Here is a 14,643-nt window from a genome sequence, read left to right on the forward strand (position 1 = left end):
CGTCGAAGGAGCCGGCCCCGTGAATCGCCGTGGCAATGGACTGTCGGCCGACACCTACGCCCCGCTGGTCGACCTCGCCCCGCATCTGGCCGACGCGATGCTGACGGCGCTCGGCGAGGCCGGGGTGGCCGCCTACGCGACCTCGCCGTCCGGCCTGCCCGAACTCGCCGAGCCGGCCGCCGAACCGGTGTCGGGCGACGTCCTCGACCGGCTCTACGTGGACGTCGACATGAAGCCGGCCGCCGAGGGCATCCTGCGCGTCCACCTCGCCCGGCTCCGCGACGCCTCCGCCCGCGGCTCCGAGGAGGGGCGCGCCGAGCCCGCCGAGCCGGCCGGGCGCGCCGGCACGGCCGACCTGGCGGACACCGGCCTCGCCGGCTCCTCCGGCGGCCCGGGCGCGGACGCCAAGGACGCGGGCGGCCCCGCCGAACTGGACGAGGACGCGATCTGGGCCGAGATCGTCGCCGGGTTCGACTCCGGGCCCGAGGGCGACGACGTCCCCTGGCCCGAGGAGGAGAACCTCCGCGAGCCCGCGGACCCCCCGCAGGAGGGCGACGACCGCACCGGCCGCCTCCCCCGCGTCCGCGTGATCAAGCCCGCGGAGACGCCCGAGTTCCCCGCGAACGACGCCGAGGAGGAGCACTACGTGCCGCCCCCTCCCCCGCCGCTGCCGGCCGCCGACCCGCTCACCCGCGGCGCCTGGATCGCGCTGATCGGCGGGCCCGTCTACCTGCTGATCACCGTCATCCTCGACTGGGAGGTCCCCGGCTGGGCGGCCTTCCTCGCCGTCGCCGCCTTCATCGGCGGCTTCGTCACCCTCGTCCTCCGCATGGGCGACGAGCCCCGCGACGACGACGACGGAGCCGTCGTCTAGCCGAGGAGCAGGTCGGCCATGACGGGGCGGTGGTCCGTGGCCGCCGGGTAGTCCCGGGCGATGGCCTCGTCCGTGGGGACGCCGGAGGCTTTTGTCCGGATTGTGGGGTCGGTGAAGACCGCGTCTATGCGGCGGGCGGGGTTGCGGGACGAGAAGGTGAGTTCCGCGCCGGTGGGGGCGGTTCCGTAGGCGTCCCGGAAGTGTTCCGCCAGGCGGGTCCAGGAGTCGCCGCCCGGTTGCTCGTTGAAGTCGCCGGCCAGGACCACGGGGGCGTTGTAGCGGGTGCGGGCGCGGTCGAGGTGGGTGAGGATCTCGTCCACGTGGCGGCGGCGCGGGCCGTCTTCCAGGTCCAGGTGAGTGCTCGCGGCTATGAGGCGGGTGCCGTCCTTCTCCAGGACGGCTATCGCCAGGGCTCGGCGGTGCAGGCCCCGGTCGGGGGTCAGCAGGTGGAACTCGCGGGCCTCGCGGTGGACGCTGGGGGCGGTGAGGACGGCGAGCCCGCAGGCCCGCCGTCCCGCCGCGATCCTCATGCCGCAGGCGTTCGCCAGGCGGCGGCGCCGCAGGCGCCACAGGCGGAACCGCGGAACCTCCTGCAGGCAGAGCACGTCCGGGGCGATGGCGCGGACGACGCGGGCCGCGGCGGCCGGGTCGTCGCGCAGCGACCGGACGTTGTAGCTCTGCACGCGGACGGCGGCCACGCCTAGACGATCACGTCCCGGAAGGGCCGGACGCGGGCGAGGTCCGCGGCGCCGACGATGCCCGCCGCCGAGCCCAGCTCGGCGATGCGGATGTCGGGCAGCGGGCGGTGGCCGCGTCCGGTCAGCGCGTCCTCGAACGCCGACCGGATCGGGTCCAGGAGCAGGTCCCCGGCGTCCGACAGGCCGCCGCCGATGATGAACGCGCCCGGGTCCAGGATGGCGCTGAGGTCGGCGAGGCCCTGGCCCGCCCAGTGCGCGATGGCGCGGAAGCACTCCAGCGCCGCCTTGTCGCCCTCGCGGGCGGCCTGCGAGACCTCGGGGCCGCTGATGCCCTCCGGCCGGCCGCCGCCGAGCTCCAGCAGCCGCCCCGCCATCGCGGGCGCCACCCGGGCCAGGTCGCGGGCCTCGTGCACGAGGGCGTTGCCGCTGGCGTACTGCTCCCAGCAGCCGCGGTTGCCGCAGCCGCAGCGGCGCCCGTCCGGGACGACCCGGAAGTGCCCCATCTCGGCGCCGATGCCGAACCCGCCCCGGTACAGCTCGCCGTTGATGATGATGCCGCCGCCGATGCCGGTGCCGAGCGCCACCAGGACGAGGAAGTTCTCCCCGCGCCCGGCGCCGAACCTGGCCTCGCCCCAGGCGGTCGCGTTGCCGTCGTTCTCCACGACGACCGGCAGCCCGACCAGGCTCTCGACCTTCTCCTTGATCGGCTCGTCCCGCCAGGCGAGGTTCGGCGCGAACAGCACCGTGGCGCGGGCCTCGTCGACGAAGCCCGCGGTGCCGAGGCCGACCGCCGACACGTCGGCGTACTTGCCCTTCAGCAGTTCGACGACCTCGGCGATGGTCTCGGCGGTCTCCTTCGGGTTCGTCGAAGGCGTCGGCCGGCGGACCTTCTCCAGTATCGTCCCGCGGTCGTCGACGACCCCGGCGGCCACCTTGGTGCCGCCCACATCCACGCCGATGGTCAGGGCCATGTAACGCTTCCTCCTCCTCGCGCGCCCCGGCTGGAGCCTCTACCCCATTACCCGATGCCAGCGGGTTGGCACGGTCCCGTCCCCCGCCGCCGCCTCCATCATCCCCCGGCACCGGCGTGCACGGTATCTCGTCTTCGGCCGGCCCCGGACCGCCGCGCCCGCGGCGGTCAGTGCTCCATGTGGCGCTTGAGGCCCTTGAGGGCGGAGTCGATGATCCGCTTCTCGGCCTTGCGCTTCACCATGCCGATCAGCGGGACGCGGACGTCCACGGCGAGCTCGTAGGTCACCTCGGTGGCGCCGTCCCGCTCGGCCAGGGCGTAGGAGCCGTGCAGGCCGGTCACGACGTTGCCCTGCTCGACCAGCTTCCACGTCACCCGGTCGTCGTCCTCCCAGGTGTAGGCGAGGCCGACGGTGTCGCTGAACGGCCCGCCGTCGAAGGTCAGCCTGGCGCGCGCCGCGCGGCCGTCCTCGCCGGTCTCCTGCACGGTGAACCCGCGGATGCCGCTCGCCCACTGCGGGTAGGCCTCCAGGTCGGCGATCACCGCCATGATCTCGGCCTTCCCGGCCTTGACCGTGGTGGAGGAACTCGTGCGGTCCGCCATCTGCGTCTCCCTCCGGCTGTCCTCGGGCCCGTGCCGGGGCCCGCTGTCGTACCGACGGTATCCGTCACACCGTGAGGACGTAGGGAACGCCGCGGGCGCGGAAGTGGCCGACGTTCACGCATTCGGTGCGGCCGATCCGGGTGCGGCCCGCGAGCGGCTGGTGGACGTGCCCGAACAGCGCGTACCGCGGCTGCGTCCGGCGGATCGCGTCGAGGATCGCCTCGCTGCCCCGCTCGAACCGGCGCGCCACCGTGTCGTACAGCAGGTCGGGGACGGCGGGCGGGATGTGCGAGCACAGCACGTCCACCTCGCCGACGGCCGCGACCTTGGCCGCGAAGGTCTCCTCGTCCAGCTCGTAGGGGGTGCGGTACTCGGTGCGGAGGCCGCCGCCGACGAACCCGAACCGCAGGCCGCCGATCTCGGCGGTCTCCCCGTCCAGGACGCGGTGGCCGTCGCGCAGGTGCGGGCCCCACATGCGCGGCACGTCGACGTTCCCGTACGTCAGGTACGCGGGGGACGGCATGGCCGCGAACAGCTCGGCGTACTGCCGGTCGACCGCGCGCTCGATGTGCGGCCACGCGTCGCCCTCCAGCGACGCCCACAGGCCGCGGGAGAACGCGCGCGCCTCGTCGAAGCGCTTCCCGGTCCGCAGCGCGATGAAGCGGTCGGCGTTCCGCCGGCCGAACAGGTCGGCGAAGATCCCCTGCGCGTGGTCCTGGTAGTCGACGAACAGGATCAGGTCGCCCAGGCAGATGAGGGCGTCGGCGCCGTCGGCGGCGCCGCGCAGCGCGTCCGCGCGGCCATGGACGTCGCTCACCACGTGGATCCGCATGAACTGACTGTAATAGGGCGGACCGCCCGGTAGGACGAGCGGGTCAGCCGGTGGCGGCCGACACCAGCGAGCGCCACTCCCGCACGAGCGCCGGGTCGACGGGGGCGTCCCAGGCGCCGTCCGGGCGGACGGCGGTGCCCACGTGGAAGGCGGTGACGCCGGCGGCGGCCAGGACCGCGACGTGCTTGCGGCGCAGCCCGCCCCCGGCCATGATCATCCCGGCCGCGTCCGGGTCCTCGGTGGCCCGCCGGACCAGCACGTCGACGCCCGCGTCCACGCCGCGCGGCGACCCGGCGGTGAGGACGGTGTCGGGCCCGCCGCCGAGGTGCCGGACCGCGCGCCACGCCTGGACGGGGTCGGCGGCGTGGTCGACCGCGCGGTGGAACGTCCAGGGCAGCGGGGCGGCGACGGCGGCGAGCTTGCCGGTGGCGGCGGCGTCGACCTGGCCGGCGGAGTCGAGGAAGCCGAGGACGAACCCGTCCGCGCCCGCGGCGGCGAGGTCGGCGGCGGCGCGGCGGAGCCGGTCCAGCTCGGCACCGGTCGTGCGGAAGCCGGCGTTGGCGCGCAGCATCACCCGCATCGGCAGCGCCGCGGCGGCCCTGATCGCGGCGACCAGGTGGGGGTCGGGGGTGAGCCCGTCGGCGGCCATGTCGGCGACGACCTCGATCCGGTCGGCGCCGCCGTCCTGCGCCGCCCGCGCATCGTCCGCGGTCAGCGCGATCACTTCGAGCAGCGACATGGGCCATCCCCCGAACGGTTTCCGTTGTGCGACCGGGTCAAGGGTAGGCGACGGGCGGGCGCCGCCACGGGGCGGCCGGCGGTCTTTGCCGTGCCGTTAACCCGCGCGCCGCGGGTCCGGGCGCGGGGCGGGCATGGTCACGTGACGGGCGAAATCCCTACTCATGGGTATCATTCGTGTGCGGAGAAGCCTCCGCAGACTTCCCGCCGATCTGGAAGACCGACTACAGGAGTGGGCCGTGCGCGAGTTCAGCGTCCCCGCGATGGTGGAGGTCCCCGACTCCGCCAATCTGACCGACGCCCCCTTCACCCGGGCGTCCGGGGAGCCCGGCACGATCGTCGCGCGCCGCCGGACCGGCGCGGGCGAGGGGCAGGCGTGGAGCGCGGTGACCGCCGCCGAGTTCGCCGCCGAGATCACCGCGGCCGCCAAGGGCCTGGCGGCGGCGGGGATCGAGCCCGGCGACCGGGTGTGCCTGCTGTCGCGGACCCGCTACGAGTGGACCGTCCTCGACTACGCGATCTGGACGGCCGGCGCGGTCTCGGTCCCCATCTACGAGACCTCGTCCGCCGAGCAGATCGAGTGGATCGTCGGCGACTCCGGCGCCAAGGCCGTGTTCGCCGAGACCGCCGAACACGAGGCGCGCGTCGCCGAGGTCCGGGGCGCGCTGCCCGGCCTCGCGCACGTGTGGGGCATCGACGCGGGCGGCGTGGACGAGGTCGTCCGGCTCGGCGCGGACGTCGGCGACGACGTCATCGAGGAGCGCCGCCGGTCCCGCGCGGCCGCCGACGTCGCCACGCTCGTCTACACCTCCGGCACGACCGGGCGCCCCAAGGGCTGCGAGATCACCCACGGGAACCTCGTGTCGACCGCCCGCAACGCCGTGCAGGGCGCGATCGCCGAGATCGCCGTGGAGGGCAGCTCCACGCTGCTGTTCCTGCCGCTCGCGCACGTGTTCGCGCGGCTGATCGAGGTCGCGACGATCGAGGGCGGCATCGTCCTCGGGCACAGCGACATCCCGAGCCTGCTGCCCGACCTCGCCTCGTTCCGGCCGACGTTCCTGCTGGCCGTGCCGCGCGTGTTCGAGAAGGTCTACAACGGCGCCGAGCAGAAGGCCGCCGCGGACGGCAAGGGCAAGGTCTTCAAGGCCGCCGCCGAGACCGCCGTCGCCTACAGCCGCGCGCTCGACGCGGGCGGCCCCGGGCTCGGGCTCAAGATCAGGCACAAGGTCTTCGACGTCCTGGTGTACGGGAAGCTGCGCGCCGCCGTCGGCGGCCGGGTGGAGTACGCGGTGTCCGGCGGCGCCGCGCTGGGCGAGCGCCTCGGGCACTTCTTCCGCGGCGTCGGCATCACGATCCTGGAGGGCTACGGCCTCACCGAGACGACCGCTCCCGCCAGCGTCAACCGCCCCACCGCCATCAAGATCGGCACGGTGGGCCGGCCGATCCCGGGCGTGGACATCCGCATCGCCGACGACGGCGAGGTGCTCGTCCGCGGCATCAACATCCTGCGCGGCTACTGGAACAACGAGGCCGCCACCAAGGAGGCGCTGGAGGACGGCTGGTTCCACACCGGCGACCTCGGCTCCCTCGACGACGAGGGTTTCCTGCGGATCACCGGCCGCAAGAAGGAGATCCTCGTCACCGCGGCCGGCAAGAACGTGGCGCCCGCCCCGCTGGAGGACCGGCTCCGCGCGCACCCGCTGATCAGCCAGTGCCTCGTCGTCGGCGACGGCCGCAAGTTCATCAGCGCCCTCGTCACGCTGGACGAGGAGGCGCTCGGACCGTGGAAGGCCCAGCACGGCAAGCCCGAGGCGATGAGCGTGGACGACCTGCGCCGCGACCCCGACGTCATCGCGGAGGTCGAGGCCGCGGTCGCCGACGCCAACAAGTCGGTCAGCCACGCCGAGGCGATCAAGAAGTACGTCATCCTCGGCGTCGACTTCACCGAGGAGGCCGGGCACATGACGCCCAGCCTCAAGGTGAAGCGCAACGTCGTGATGAAGGACTTCGCCGACGAGATCGAGTCCCTCTACACCGCGTAGGCGGCGGGTCAGCGGAGGGAGGCGACGGCGTCCTCGATCGGGGTGCCGCCGTTCAGCAGGTCGAGCGTGCGGCGGCGGACGCCGGGGGCGTCGAGCAGCGCCACGATGACCGCCGCCACGTCGTCGCGGGTCACCGCGTCGTGCCCGATCGGCGGCTCCTCCAGCCGCACCAGCCCGGTGCCCGGGTCGTCGGTGAGCCGGCCGGGGCGCAGGATCAGCCAGTCGAGGGCGTCGCGGTCCCGCAGGTCGTCCTCCGCCTCGCCCTTGGCCCGGATGTAGGCGTCCCAGACCTCGCCGCGCCCGGGGGCGGCCTTCTCGCCGGCGCCCATCGCGGAGATCTGCACGAAGCCGCGCACGCCGGCGCGCTCGGCCGCGTCCGCCGTCAGCACGGACGCGGCCCGGTCGACGGTGTCCTTGCGGGCGGCGCCGCTGCCGGGCCCGGCCCCGGCGGCGAACACGACGGCGTCCGCGCCGGCCAGGTGGCCCGCGACCGTCGCCGCGTCGGCGGCCTCCAGGTCGCACACGACCGGCTCGGCGCCGGTGTCCCGGACGTCGGCGGCGTGGTCGAGGTTGCGGATGATGCCGCGTACGGTGTCCCCCCGTGCGGCCAGCAGCCGGGCCAGCCGCAGCGCGATCTGCCCGTGCCCGCCCGCGATCACAATGTCCATGGCGCGATCGTAGGCCGCCGGAGTGCCGGACGCGCGCGGACGCGGCCGGTGAGGTCCGTCCTCACCGGCCGCGTCTCCGGGGATGCGCCCCCGCCGCCCGGACCCGTCCGGACGCGGGGACGGGGATCAGCGGCGCTTGCCGGTCGTGCGCGCGCCCTTGTTGATGGCGGTGACGGCCTGCTGCATCAGCTGCTCGCCCATCACGTTGATGAAGTCGCCGTGGTCGGTCACCGGGTCGTGGCCCGACTCGGGGAAGCTGTCCAGCGCGAACGCGAGGGGCTTGGCGGGCACGTCGTAGGCCAGCGTCATCCGCAGCTGCGGAATGGCCTTGAACCCCTGCGGGCAGGCGCCCGTCCGCGCGTCGGCGAAGGCGACGTGGTCCCGGTGGTTGGCGCTGTCGGTGTTCTGGCCGTCCCAGCAGCCGGGGAAGTTCAGCACGCGCTCCACCTTGCTGCCCTCGGGGCAGAGCGGGTACTTGTCGGTGAACGCCCGGTTCTCGAAGCCGCTGCACGTCCACTGGGAGTGGGCGTTCTTCAGGCCGTTGGTGACGGCCTTGGCGTCACCGGTCGCGATCCTGATGAACTGCGGCGCCGCGGTCACCTTGGCGCGCGGGTTGCCGAGGAACTGGAGCTTCACACTGGACGGGGTGACGATGCTGCCGACGTTGCCGTCCGCGGTGCTCTGCTGCGCCCGGTCGGAGTCGTCCTGCCCGTCGCGGAGCCGGATCACCGGCCAGAAGTAGGCCGACTTGTCGCCGTTGGTGCAGGTCGTCCCGGCCGCGGCGAACGTCTCGTCGGTGGAGAAGGCGTTCGTGTCGAGGTTGCCGACGTAGTCGTGGATGTGGTGCGCGCCGTTCACGACGCCGGGCGCCGCGAGCACGTTGTCGGGGTTGCTGTGCGCCTGGCCCTCGTTCACGCCGCACTCGGACGCGAACACGCCGGTGGACGCCTGCCGGGTGCGGCGCGGCTGCCGGACGCGGGGCGCCTTGCGGATGTCGACGAACTGGTCGGCGCGCAGCTCCGGGTTCGGCGGCGGCTGATTGCCCTGGTCGCCGTTCTGGCCGCCGTTCCCCTGGTCTCCGTTCTGGCCGTCGTTCATCTGACCGCCGTCGCCCATCTGGCCGCCATCGTTCATCTGGCCGCCATTCCCCATCTGGCCGCCGTCGTTCATTTGACCGCCGTCATTCATCTGACCGCCGTCGCCCATCTGGCCGCCGTTGTTCTGCTGGCCACCGTTCGCGCCGTCGGTCGGCTGGGCGGTGGGCTCGGCAGTGGGCTGGACGGGCGGCTGGGCTGTGGGCTGGGCGGTGGGCTGGGCGGTCGGCCGGCCGTAGTTCTGGCCGCCGCCCTGGAGGTTGGGGATTCCGGAGCCGTCGTTGCCGTCGGCCGGCTGTCCCGGATAGGCGGCGGGGCTGGCGGTCTTGGCCGGCTGCGGACCGTTCGGCTGCGCCACGGCGCCGGGGGTCTCCTGGCAGGCCGTCGCGGCGAGGGCGAGCGCCGGGATCAGCACGGCGAAGGCTTTCTTCTTTCGTCCCATGGAAAAGTGCTCCCTTTGCGGGGTGGGATGTGTACGTCAGTGCAGCGCGCGCCGGGGAACCAGCCCGGTACTCTCCAGCAGCGAGATATGCGTGTTCACGAACTTCATTCCGCTTTCTATGAACGTCCGCATGACGGTGTTCTCGGTCTGCGCGCGGGCCTTGGCGAGGAGCTGGAACACCTGCCCGTGCGCGGCGCGGAGCCGCAGCACGAAGGTCTTGTCGTACTCGGCGCCGAACTTGCCCGACATCTCTCTCAGCCAGCTCTTCTGCGACCCGTTGGGCTCAACGGGGAGGAGTACGCCCAGCTGCTGCGCGACGGTGCGCGTGGCGGCGTCCAGCTGCAGGTGCTGTGCCGCGATGATCCCGGCGACCTCCCGCACCCGGGGGGCCGCGGCACGCTGCTGGGCCTGCTGACCTGCGGGCATCTCCCACAGGTTGGCCTGCCTGACCTTGACGAGCACCGTCCTGTCCAGGGTGCTCAGCCGTCCCCACTTGGTGTTCACGGTGCCGCCGAGGTTGGCCGCGCCACTGGCGGGGACGCCGACCGGGTTCATGACGACCACGAAGGCGGCCGCCCCGGCGGCGACGACCGTCAGAATCAGGAGGAGACGCCCGCCGACCGGGCGCGGAAGTCTCCGCATTCCAGCCATTCCGTATGCCTTCCCCATGATCACCCTCCTCCTCTCAAGATCTCTTCGACGGACGCGACGCGGGTCTGGAAATCAATACGCACCGCGCTGATGCGAGGGTTCAACGATGTCCATTTTTCGTCATTTTTTTCTACGCCCGCGCCTCATCGCCGCGATGGCGCCCCAGGGACGCCATCGACGACGCGCAGCGCCAATGCCGGGCACATCGCGACCGCTTTCTGCACGTCCTTCTCCATCCACGCCGGGATCTCCGTGCCGAGCACCACGGGGAAGCCGTAGCGGTCGAGCTGGATCAGCTCCGGGACGAGGTAGGCGCACAGGCCGTGCCCGTCGCACCGGCTCCAGTCGATCGCCACCCGCCCCTCCGAGCCGTCCGGCACCGGCAGCGGCAGCACGCCGTAGGTCGACAGGCCGCAGCCGCCGCCCCACCGGTGCGCGTCGATGTCGGCGCCGAACGCCTCCATCGCCGACAGCACGAACTTGGCGGTCCCGTCCGGGTGGGTGCAGGCGCCCCGGCCCCGGCCCACGCCGGCGGCGCGGCGGACGTCCTCCACCGTCCCGGCGCCCTCGGTCAGCGCGTTCAGGGACCGGACGACGTCCGGCAGCCCCAGCCGGCACGGCCCGCACTGCCCGGCGGACTGCGCCGCGAGGTAGGAGGCGATCCGGGTGACCTCGCCGAGCGGGCAGGTGCCCTGGGTGAGCGGCAGGATGATGCCGGCGCCGACCGTCCCGCCGACGCGCCGCATCCCGGCGCGCGACAGCACGGCCCGCGACACCCCGGCCGGGTCGAGCCACATGCCGTGGTATCCGCCGACGAGCACGCCCGGCGACGGCGGCACCCGGCAGTGGTCGAGGACGGTCTGCAGCGGCGTCCCGTACGGTGCCTCCACGACCTGGGTGCCGCCGATGGTGAGCAGCGTGGTGCCGGGCTCGTCCTCCGTCCCGGCCGAGGCGTACAGGTCGGAGCCGAGCGACACCAGCACCGCGAGCTGCGCGAACGTCTCGGTGTTGGACAGCAGCGTCGGGTAGCCGTCCACCCCGGAGTCGGACGCGCGGACCTTCACGCCCGGCGGGATCGGCGTCTCCCCGTTGATCGCGCGGACCACCGCGCCGCTCTCCCCGGAGATGAACCGCTCGGTCAGCCGGACCACGCGGGCCGGCATCCGCCGCTCGCTGATCGCGGCGCGGACCGAGCGGGCGGCCTCGTCGTCCTCGACGGCCACCACGATCCGCTGCGTGCCGAGCGCGGACGCGGCGATCTGCGCGCCGTCCAGGACGAGGTGCGGGGCCCGGCACAGCAGCACCTTGTCCTTGGAGCTGCCCGGCTCGCCCTCGGCGCCGTTCACGACCACGACGACGTTCTCGCTGGAGCCGCGCTCGTCGGCGCGCTCGCCCGGCAGCAGCGCGGTCTGGTCGGCGTCCGGGAGCCTGATCCGCGCCGCGACCGCCATCAGCTTGCGGGCGAACGGGAAGCCCGCCCCGCCGCGTCCCCGCATGTCGACCTGCTCGGCCATGCGGACGAGGTCGTCCAGTCCCGGCGCGCGGAGCTTGCCGTGCACCGCCAGGTGCCGGTCGATGTCGAGCCGGTCGAAGCGGTCGAAGCCGAGCGTCAGGCGGGGGCCGCCGATGCCCGAGACGGTGACGGTCGACGTCATCGCATGACCTCGGTGTCACGGCCCGGCCCGGTGACCGGCAGGCCGCGCGGGTCGGAGACGGTGCGGCGCGGGTCGTCGTAGGCGTCGTCGTAGGCATCGTCGTAGCCGTCGTAGTCGTCCCGGCCGCCGAGTCCCGGGCCGCCCGAGTCGCGGGCGGCCGCGGCGGCGCGGCCCTCCTCGTGCTCGCGCGCCGCCATCTGGCGCCGGTAGCGGGCGCGCCCGGCGCCGTCCGGCAGCGTGAACGCGTCGACGTCGTCGCCGGCGCGGGGCACGTCCCGCGGCTTGATCACCACGATCATGCGGGTGACGAGGGCCAGCACGACGAGCACCACGCTCAGCACGTAGCTGAGCACCACCCAGTTCGCGGCGACGCGGCCGACGATGAGGCCGTGCACGATCGCCATCGGCCAGGCGATGTAGGCGAGGACGTGCATGGACCGCCACATCCAGGTCTTGCCGCGCACCGCGAACCGCGCCCGCACCATCCCGGTGACCAGGACGAGGACCATCAGCTCCGCCGCGATCGTGCCGAGCCCGATGGCGCCGCCGTCCGGGACGACGATGTTCAGCGGCTGCGCGAGCCCGTTCATCACCTTCACCGAGACGTGCGCGGCCAGCATCGCCGTCGCCACCACGGCGGCGGCGCGGTGCACCGCCTGCGCGAGCACCCGGTGCCGGATCTTCAGGATCAGCCGCTCGGTGGCGAGCAGCCCGCACATCACGGCGGTGGTGTAGGAGACGAGGGCGAAGACGCCCGCGTAGAAGTTGAGGAAGTACTGCACGTTCGCGACCGCGACCGCTCCCGGCGGGGTCGCCGCGCCGACCAGCACCAGCACCGCGCCGGCGAGCACGACGCGCAGTACCCAGGCGGGCACCGCGGGATCATCACTGCTGCGAGTTCGCACCGTTCGGACTCCTCTTCCTAGGTTGCGGCCGGCGCCGGAGCGGCGGCCGTTCCCGCCCCGTCCGCCGGCGCGGGGCTGGGGGACGGTGATGGCGGCGGCTCCTCGTCCGCCGCGGGGACCGGGCCGAGGTTGGCCAGCAGGCCCCCGGGAAGCACTTGCAGGGCGCCGCGCTCGGCGAACCCGAGCAGCGGCTTGGCGCGCTCGCGGAACGTCCAGCCGCCGATCTCGGCGCCGTCCAGCGGGACCGTCCCGCCGCCGCCGCGCAGCGCGAACCCGACCTCCGCGCGGGGCGCCGCGGCGCCGCCGCAGGGCCGGGCGGTGCCGGTCCGGCCGAGCGCGGCGCCCTGCTCGACGACGCTGCCGTCGCGCAGCTTCGGCACGCTCCGCAGCCCGTAGTAGGTCGTCGCGAGGCCGCTCGCATGGATCAGCATGACCAGCGCGTTGCCGGACGCGTTGCCGCAGAACCGGTAGAGGCGGCCGGTGCCGGACGCGACGACGCGGCCGTCGCCGCCGGAGAACGCCAGCGAGCCGAGCGGGCGCGGGGACGCGGCGCCGTCGGAGGTCGTCATCGCCCAGACCTGGCCGATCTTCCACGGCAGCATCAGCCGGTCGCCGGCCCGCGTCCCGTTGACGAGGGCGGCGGCCTGCGCCGCGGTGACCGACCCGTACTCGCGCAGCAGCCGCATCTCCGACGCCGACATGACGGCGGCGGGCACGTCGCCGAGCAGGGCGGCGAACGCCTTGCCGCCGGACAGCCCGACCTGCCACTCCCCGCCGGTCCAGTGGGCGGCGTAGAACGCGACCTCCGGGTTCGCGGTGCTGGACGCGGGGACGGGGATCGCGGACGTGCCGAACACCCACGTCCGGTCGGCGCTCGTGCGGGTCGCGCCGACGATGGGCGGCTGCGCCGGCGCGGCACCGTAGGCCTGCTGGGCGGCGGCGCCGCGCTCGTCCAGGGTCAGCTTCCGCACCTGCGCGGCGAGCACCCGCAGGCTCGGGCCGTTCCCGGTGGCGCCCGGCCCGCCGCCGGCGGGCTGCTGCGCCCCCGGCCGCCGCGGCTGCGCCGACGCGTCCGTGCCGGGCTTCGGCGGCTGGATCGCGCGCTCGGAGCCGACCGGGCCGCCGGTCCCGCCGAGGGGGCCGCCGTCCAGCAGCGCCCGCTCGGCGATGCCCAGCAGCGACAGGCCGACGGCCGTGGACAGCACGATCGCGCCGATGCTCATCTTGTCGGTGGAGCGCCGGCCGCGGCGCGGCGCCGCCTTCGGGCCGGGCCGCGGCGGAGCCTGGCGCCGGGACGCCGCACGCCCCGGCCGCCGCTCGGCCCGCCGCCGCCCGACCCCCTCCGACCGCGTCTCGACCCGCCGCGCACGACCATCGAACTCCGCCCTCCGCGCGTCGAACCGACTCGCACGCGCGTCCTGCTGCGCCGCGCGAGCGTCGAACCGACTCGTACGCGCATCCGAACGCGCCCCGCCTGCATCCGACCGCGCCGCGCGGGCGTCGAACCGACTCGTACGCGCATCCGAACGCGCCGCGCGTGCATCCGACTGCGGCGTGCGGGCGTCGAACCGGCTCGTGCGGGCGTCGGAACGGGGCGCACGGGCGTCCGGCTGCGGCGTGCGGGCGTTCTGCGGGGCGGTGCGGGGGGCGGTGGGTGGTGTCGTGGGCATGTCGGACCGCGTCGCGCGGGAGTCGGACGGCGGCGGGGTGCGCACCCCTGAACGGGGCGTGCGCGCCTCGGCGCGAGGTGTGCGGGCCTCGGGTCCGGGGGTGCGGGGCTCCGGCCGGGGCGCGCGGGGGCCGGGGCGGGGGTCGGTCCGGTCCGGGCGTGCGTCCGTGCGTTCGCCGGTGCGGCGGTTGCGGGCCTCGAAGGGGTCGTCCCGTCCCGAACCGCGGTTCCGCACGGCGAACGGGTCGCCGCGGCCCTTGCGCCGCTTGGCGGGCGGCGGCTCCTGCCGCTCGCGGGACCCGCCCTCGCGCCGCTTCATCTCGCGCCGGCTCGGCTCCCGCCGGGACGACCTGCGCCCGCGCTCGGACCAGTCCGGCTGCTCCGACCACCAGGACCCCTCGGGCCACTGGGGCTCCTCGGACCAGCTCCCCTGACCGGACGCCGGTCTCGATGAGGGGCGCGCGGGCGTCTCCGCCCACGACGAAACATGCGTGTTGTTCCGGGACGCATGCCCGTTATCGCGTCGCGCCATGCCCTCTCCTGTGGAGGAGACGAAGGGCTCGGCGAACGCCGGTGGTTCCGTGCCGCCGGGCTCGTCGCCCGGCGGCGGTTCCGCTGAGACATCACGGGACCGCGCTGTCGGAGCCCGCTCGCTCCCACCGCGTTCCCAGAACGGATTCTCGACGAACCCGCTCGATCACTTCGGGAGCATACGCCCCAGGGGCCACTCTGACGCGAATTGGCGCCAGAAAACCGTAGAAGCCTTATCCCGCGGGCGTTGTGCTCACCAGAGCAGTACGCG

Annotated in this window: 13 protein-coding genes; 2 read left to right on the top strand and 11 right to left on the bottom strand. The window is 74.3% G+C overall.

From position 1 onward, the window contains the following. The first annotated feature begins 19 nt into the window (after positions 1-19). Positions 20-874, top strand: coding sequence for a hypothetical protein (locus ABZ806_RS10980; protein ID WP_500216711.1), 855 nt, complete (start codon positions 20-22; stop codon positions 872-874). Here ABZ806_RS10980 and ABZ806_RS10985 read toward each other — a convergent pair. The 5 genes from ABZ806_RS10985 to ABZ806_RS11005 all read right to left on the bottom strand — a co-directional run bounded on the left by ABZ806_RS10985 (position 871) and on the right by ABZ806_RS11005 (position 4,716). Further along, on the bottom strand, positions 871-1,572 hold the full coding sequence (locus tag ABZ806_RS10985) for an endonuclease/exonuclease/phosphatase family protein (protein WP_500216712.1): 702 nt from the start codon (positions 1,570-1,572) through the stop codon (positions 871-873). The two genes, ABZ806_RS10980 and ABZ806_RS10985, sit on opposite strands and share 4 nt — an antisense overlap. 2 nt (positions 1,573-1,574) lie before the next feature. After that, a complete protein-coding gene (locus ABZ806_RS10990) occupies positions 1,575-2,543 on the bottom strand; it encodes an ROK family glucokinase (RefSeq protein ID WP_500216713.1) in 969 nt (322 codons plus the stop codon). A gap of 167 nt (positions 2,544-2,710) precedes the next feature. Then, a complete protein-coding gene (locus ABZ806_RS10995) occupies positions 2,711-3,145 on the bottom strand; it encodes an SRPBCC family protein (RefSeq protein WP_500216714.1) in 435 nt (144 codons plus the stop codon). Positions 3,146-3,209: 64 nt separating this feature from the next. Further along, positions 3,210-3,977 carry a metallophosphoesterase family protein gene (locus ABZ806_RS11000; RefSeq protein WP_500216715.1) on the bottom strand — a complete coding sequence of 256 codons (768 nt, stop codon included), beginning with the start codon at positions 3,975-3,977 and terminating at the stop codon, positions 3,210-3,212. A gap of 43 nt (positions 3,978-4,020) precedes the next feature. After that, the gene (locus ABZ806_RS11005; protein ID WP_500216716.1) at positions 4,021-4,716 is read right to left on the bottom strand and encodes a copper homeostasis protein CutC; all 696 of its coding nucleotides are present in this window, start codon (positions 4,714-4,716) and stop codon (positions 4,021-4,023) included. A 238-nt stretch (positions 4,717-4,954) separates the two neighbouring features. On the opposite strand from ABZ806_RS11005, the gene ABZ806_RS11010 reads away from it, so the two are divergent. After that, entirely contained in the window at positions 4,955-6,757 is a 1,803-nt protein-coding gene (locus tag ABZ806_RS11010; protein ID WP_500216717.1) for an AMP-dependent synthetase/ligase, read from the top strand. A gap of 8 nt (positions 6,758-6,765) precedes the next feature. Here ABZ806_RS11010 and ABZ806_RS11015 read toward each other — a convergent pair whose 3' ends face one another. The 6 genes from ABZ806_RS11015 to ABZ806_RS11040 all read right to left on the bottom strand — a co-directional run bounded on the left by ABZ806_RS11015 (position 6,766) and on the right by ABZ806_RS11040 (position 14,373). Then, on the bottom strand, positions 6,766-7,425 hold the full coding sequence (locus tag ABZ806_RS11015; RefSeq protein ID WP_500216718.1) for an NAD(P)H-binding protein: 660 nt from the start codon (positions 7,423-7,425) through the stop codon (positions 6,766-6,768). Between the two features lie 126 nt (positions 7,426-7,551). After that, positions 7,552-8,961, bottom strand: a complete 1,410-nt coding sequence (locus tag ABZ806_RS11020) for a DUF1996 domain-containing protein (RefSeq protein ID WP_500216719.1) — start codon at positions 8,959-8,961, stop codon at positions 7,552-7,554. A gap of 36 nt (positions 8,962-8,997) precedes the next feature. Next, positions 8,998-9,603, bottom strand: coding sequence for a DUF4142 domain-containing protein (locus ABZ806_RS11025; RefSeq protein WP_500216720.1), 606 nt, complete (start codon positions 9,601-9,603; stop codon positions 8,998-9,000). A 152-nt stretch (positions 9,604-9,755) separates the two neighbouring features. After that, the gene (locus ABZ806_RS11030; RefSeq protein WP_500216721.1) at positions 9,756-11,267 is read right to left on the bottom strand and encodes a ferredoxin; all 1,512 of its coding nucleotides are present in this window, start codon (positions 11,265-11,267) and stop codon (positions 9,756-9,758) included. Beyond that, entirely contained in the window at positions 11,264-12,172 is a 909-nt protein-coding gene (locus ABZ806_RS11035) for a hypothetical protein (protein WP_500216722.1), read from the bottom strand. Before ABZ806_RS11035 ends, ABZ806_RS11030 begins: the two co-directional genes overlap by 4 nt. Before the next feature lie 17 nt (positions 12,173-12,189). Beyond that, positions 12,190-14,373 (bottom strand): M23 family metallopeptidase, encoded by a 2,184-nt coding sequence (locus ABZ806_RS11040; protein WP_500216723.1) that lies wholly within the window; start codon positions 14,371-14,373, stop codon positions 12,190-12,192. Positions 14,374-14,643 lie beyond the last annotated feature (270 nt).

This window comes from Spirillospora sp. NPDC047418, from assembly GCF_040643275.1.
In the GTDB taxonomy this organism is placed as follows: domain Bacteria; phylum Actinomycetota; class Actinomycetes; order Streptosporangiales; family Streptosporangiaceae; genus Spirillospora.

Excerpts from the sequence above, each read along its gene's own strand:
- ABZ806_RS11005 (WP_500216716.1), bottom strand. The coding sequence starts at position 4,716 with ATGTCGCTGCTCGAAGTGATCGCGCTGACCGCGGACGATGCGCGGGCG.
- ABZ806_RS11020 (WP_500216719.1), bottom strand. The coding sequence starts at position 8,961 with ATGGGACGAAAGAAGAAAGCCTTCGCCGTGCTGATCCCGGCGCTCGCC.
- ABZ806_RS11000 (WP_500216715.1), bottom strand. The coding sequence starts at position 3,977 with ATGCGGATCCACGTGGTGAGCGACGTCCATGGCCGCGCGGACGCGCTG.
- ABZ806_RS10990 (WP_500216713.1), bottom strand. The coding sequence starts at position 2,543 with ATGGCCCTGACCATCGGCGTGGATGTGGGCGGCACCAAGGTGGCCGCC.
- ABZ806_RS11025 (WP_500216720.1), bottom strand. The coding sequence starts at position 9,603 with ATGCGGAGACTTCCGCGCCCGGTCGGCGGGCGTCTCCTCCTGATTCTG.
- ABZ806_RS11030 (WP_500216721.1), bottom strand. The coding sequence starts at position 11,267 with ATGACGTCGACCGTCACCGTCTCGGGCATCGGCGGCCCCCGCCTGACG.
- ABZ806_RS11015 (WP_500216718.1), bottom strand. The coding sequence starts at position 7,425 with ATGGACATTGTGATCGCGGGCGGGCACGGGCAGATCGCGCTGCGGCTG.
- ABZ806_RS10995 (WP_500216714.1), bottom strand. The coding sequence starts at position 3,145 with ATGGCGGACCGCACGAGTTCCTCCACCACGGTCAAGGCCGGGAAGGCC.
- ABZ806_RS11040 (WP_500216723.1), bottom strand. The coding sequence starts at position 14,373 with ATGGCGCGACGCGATAACGGGCATGCGTCCCGGAACAACACGCATGTT.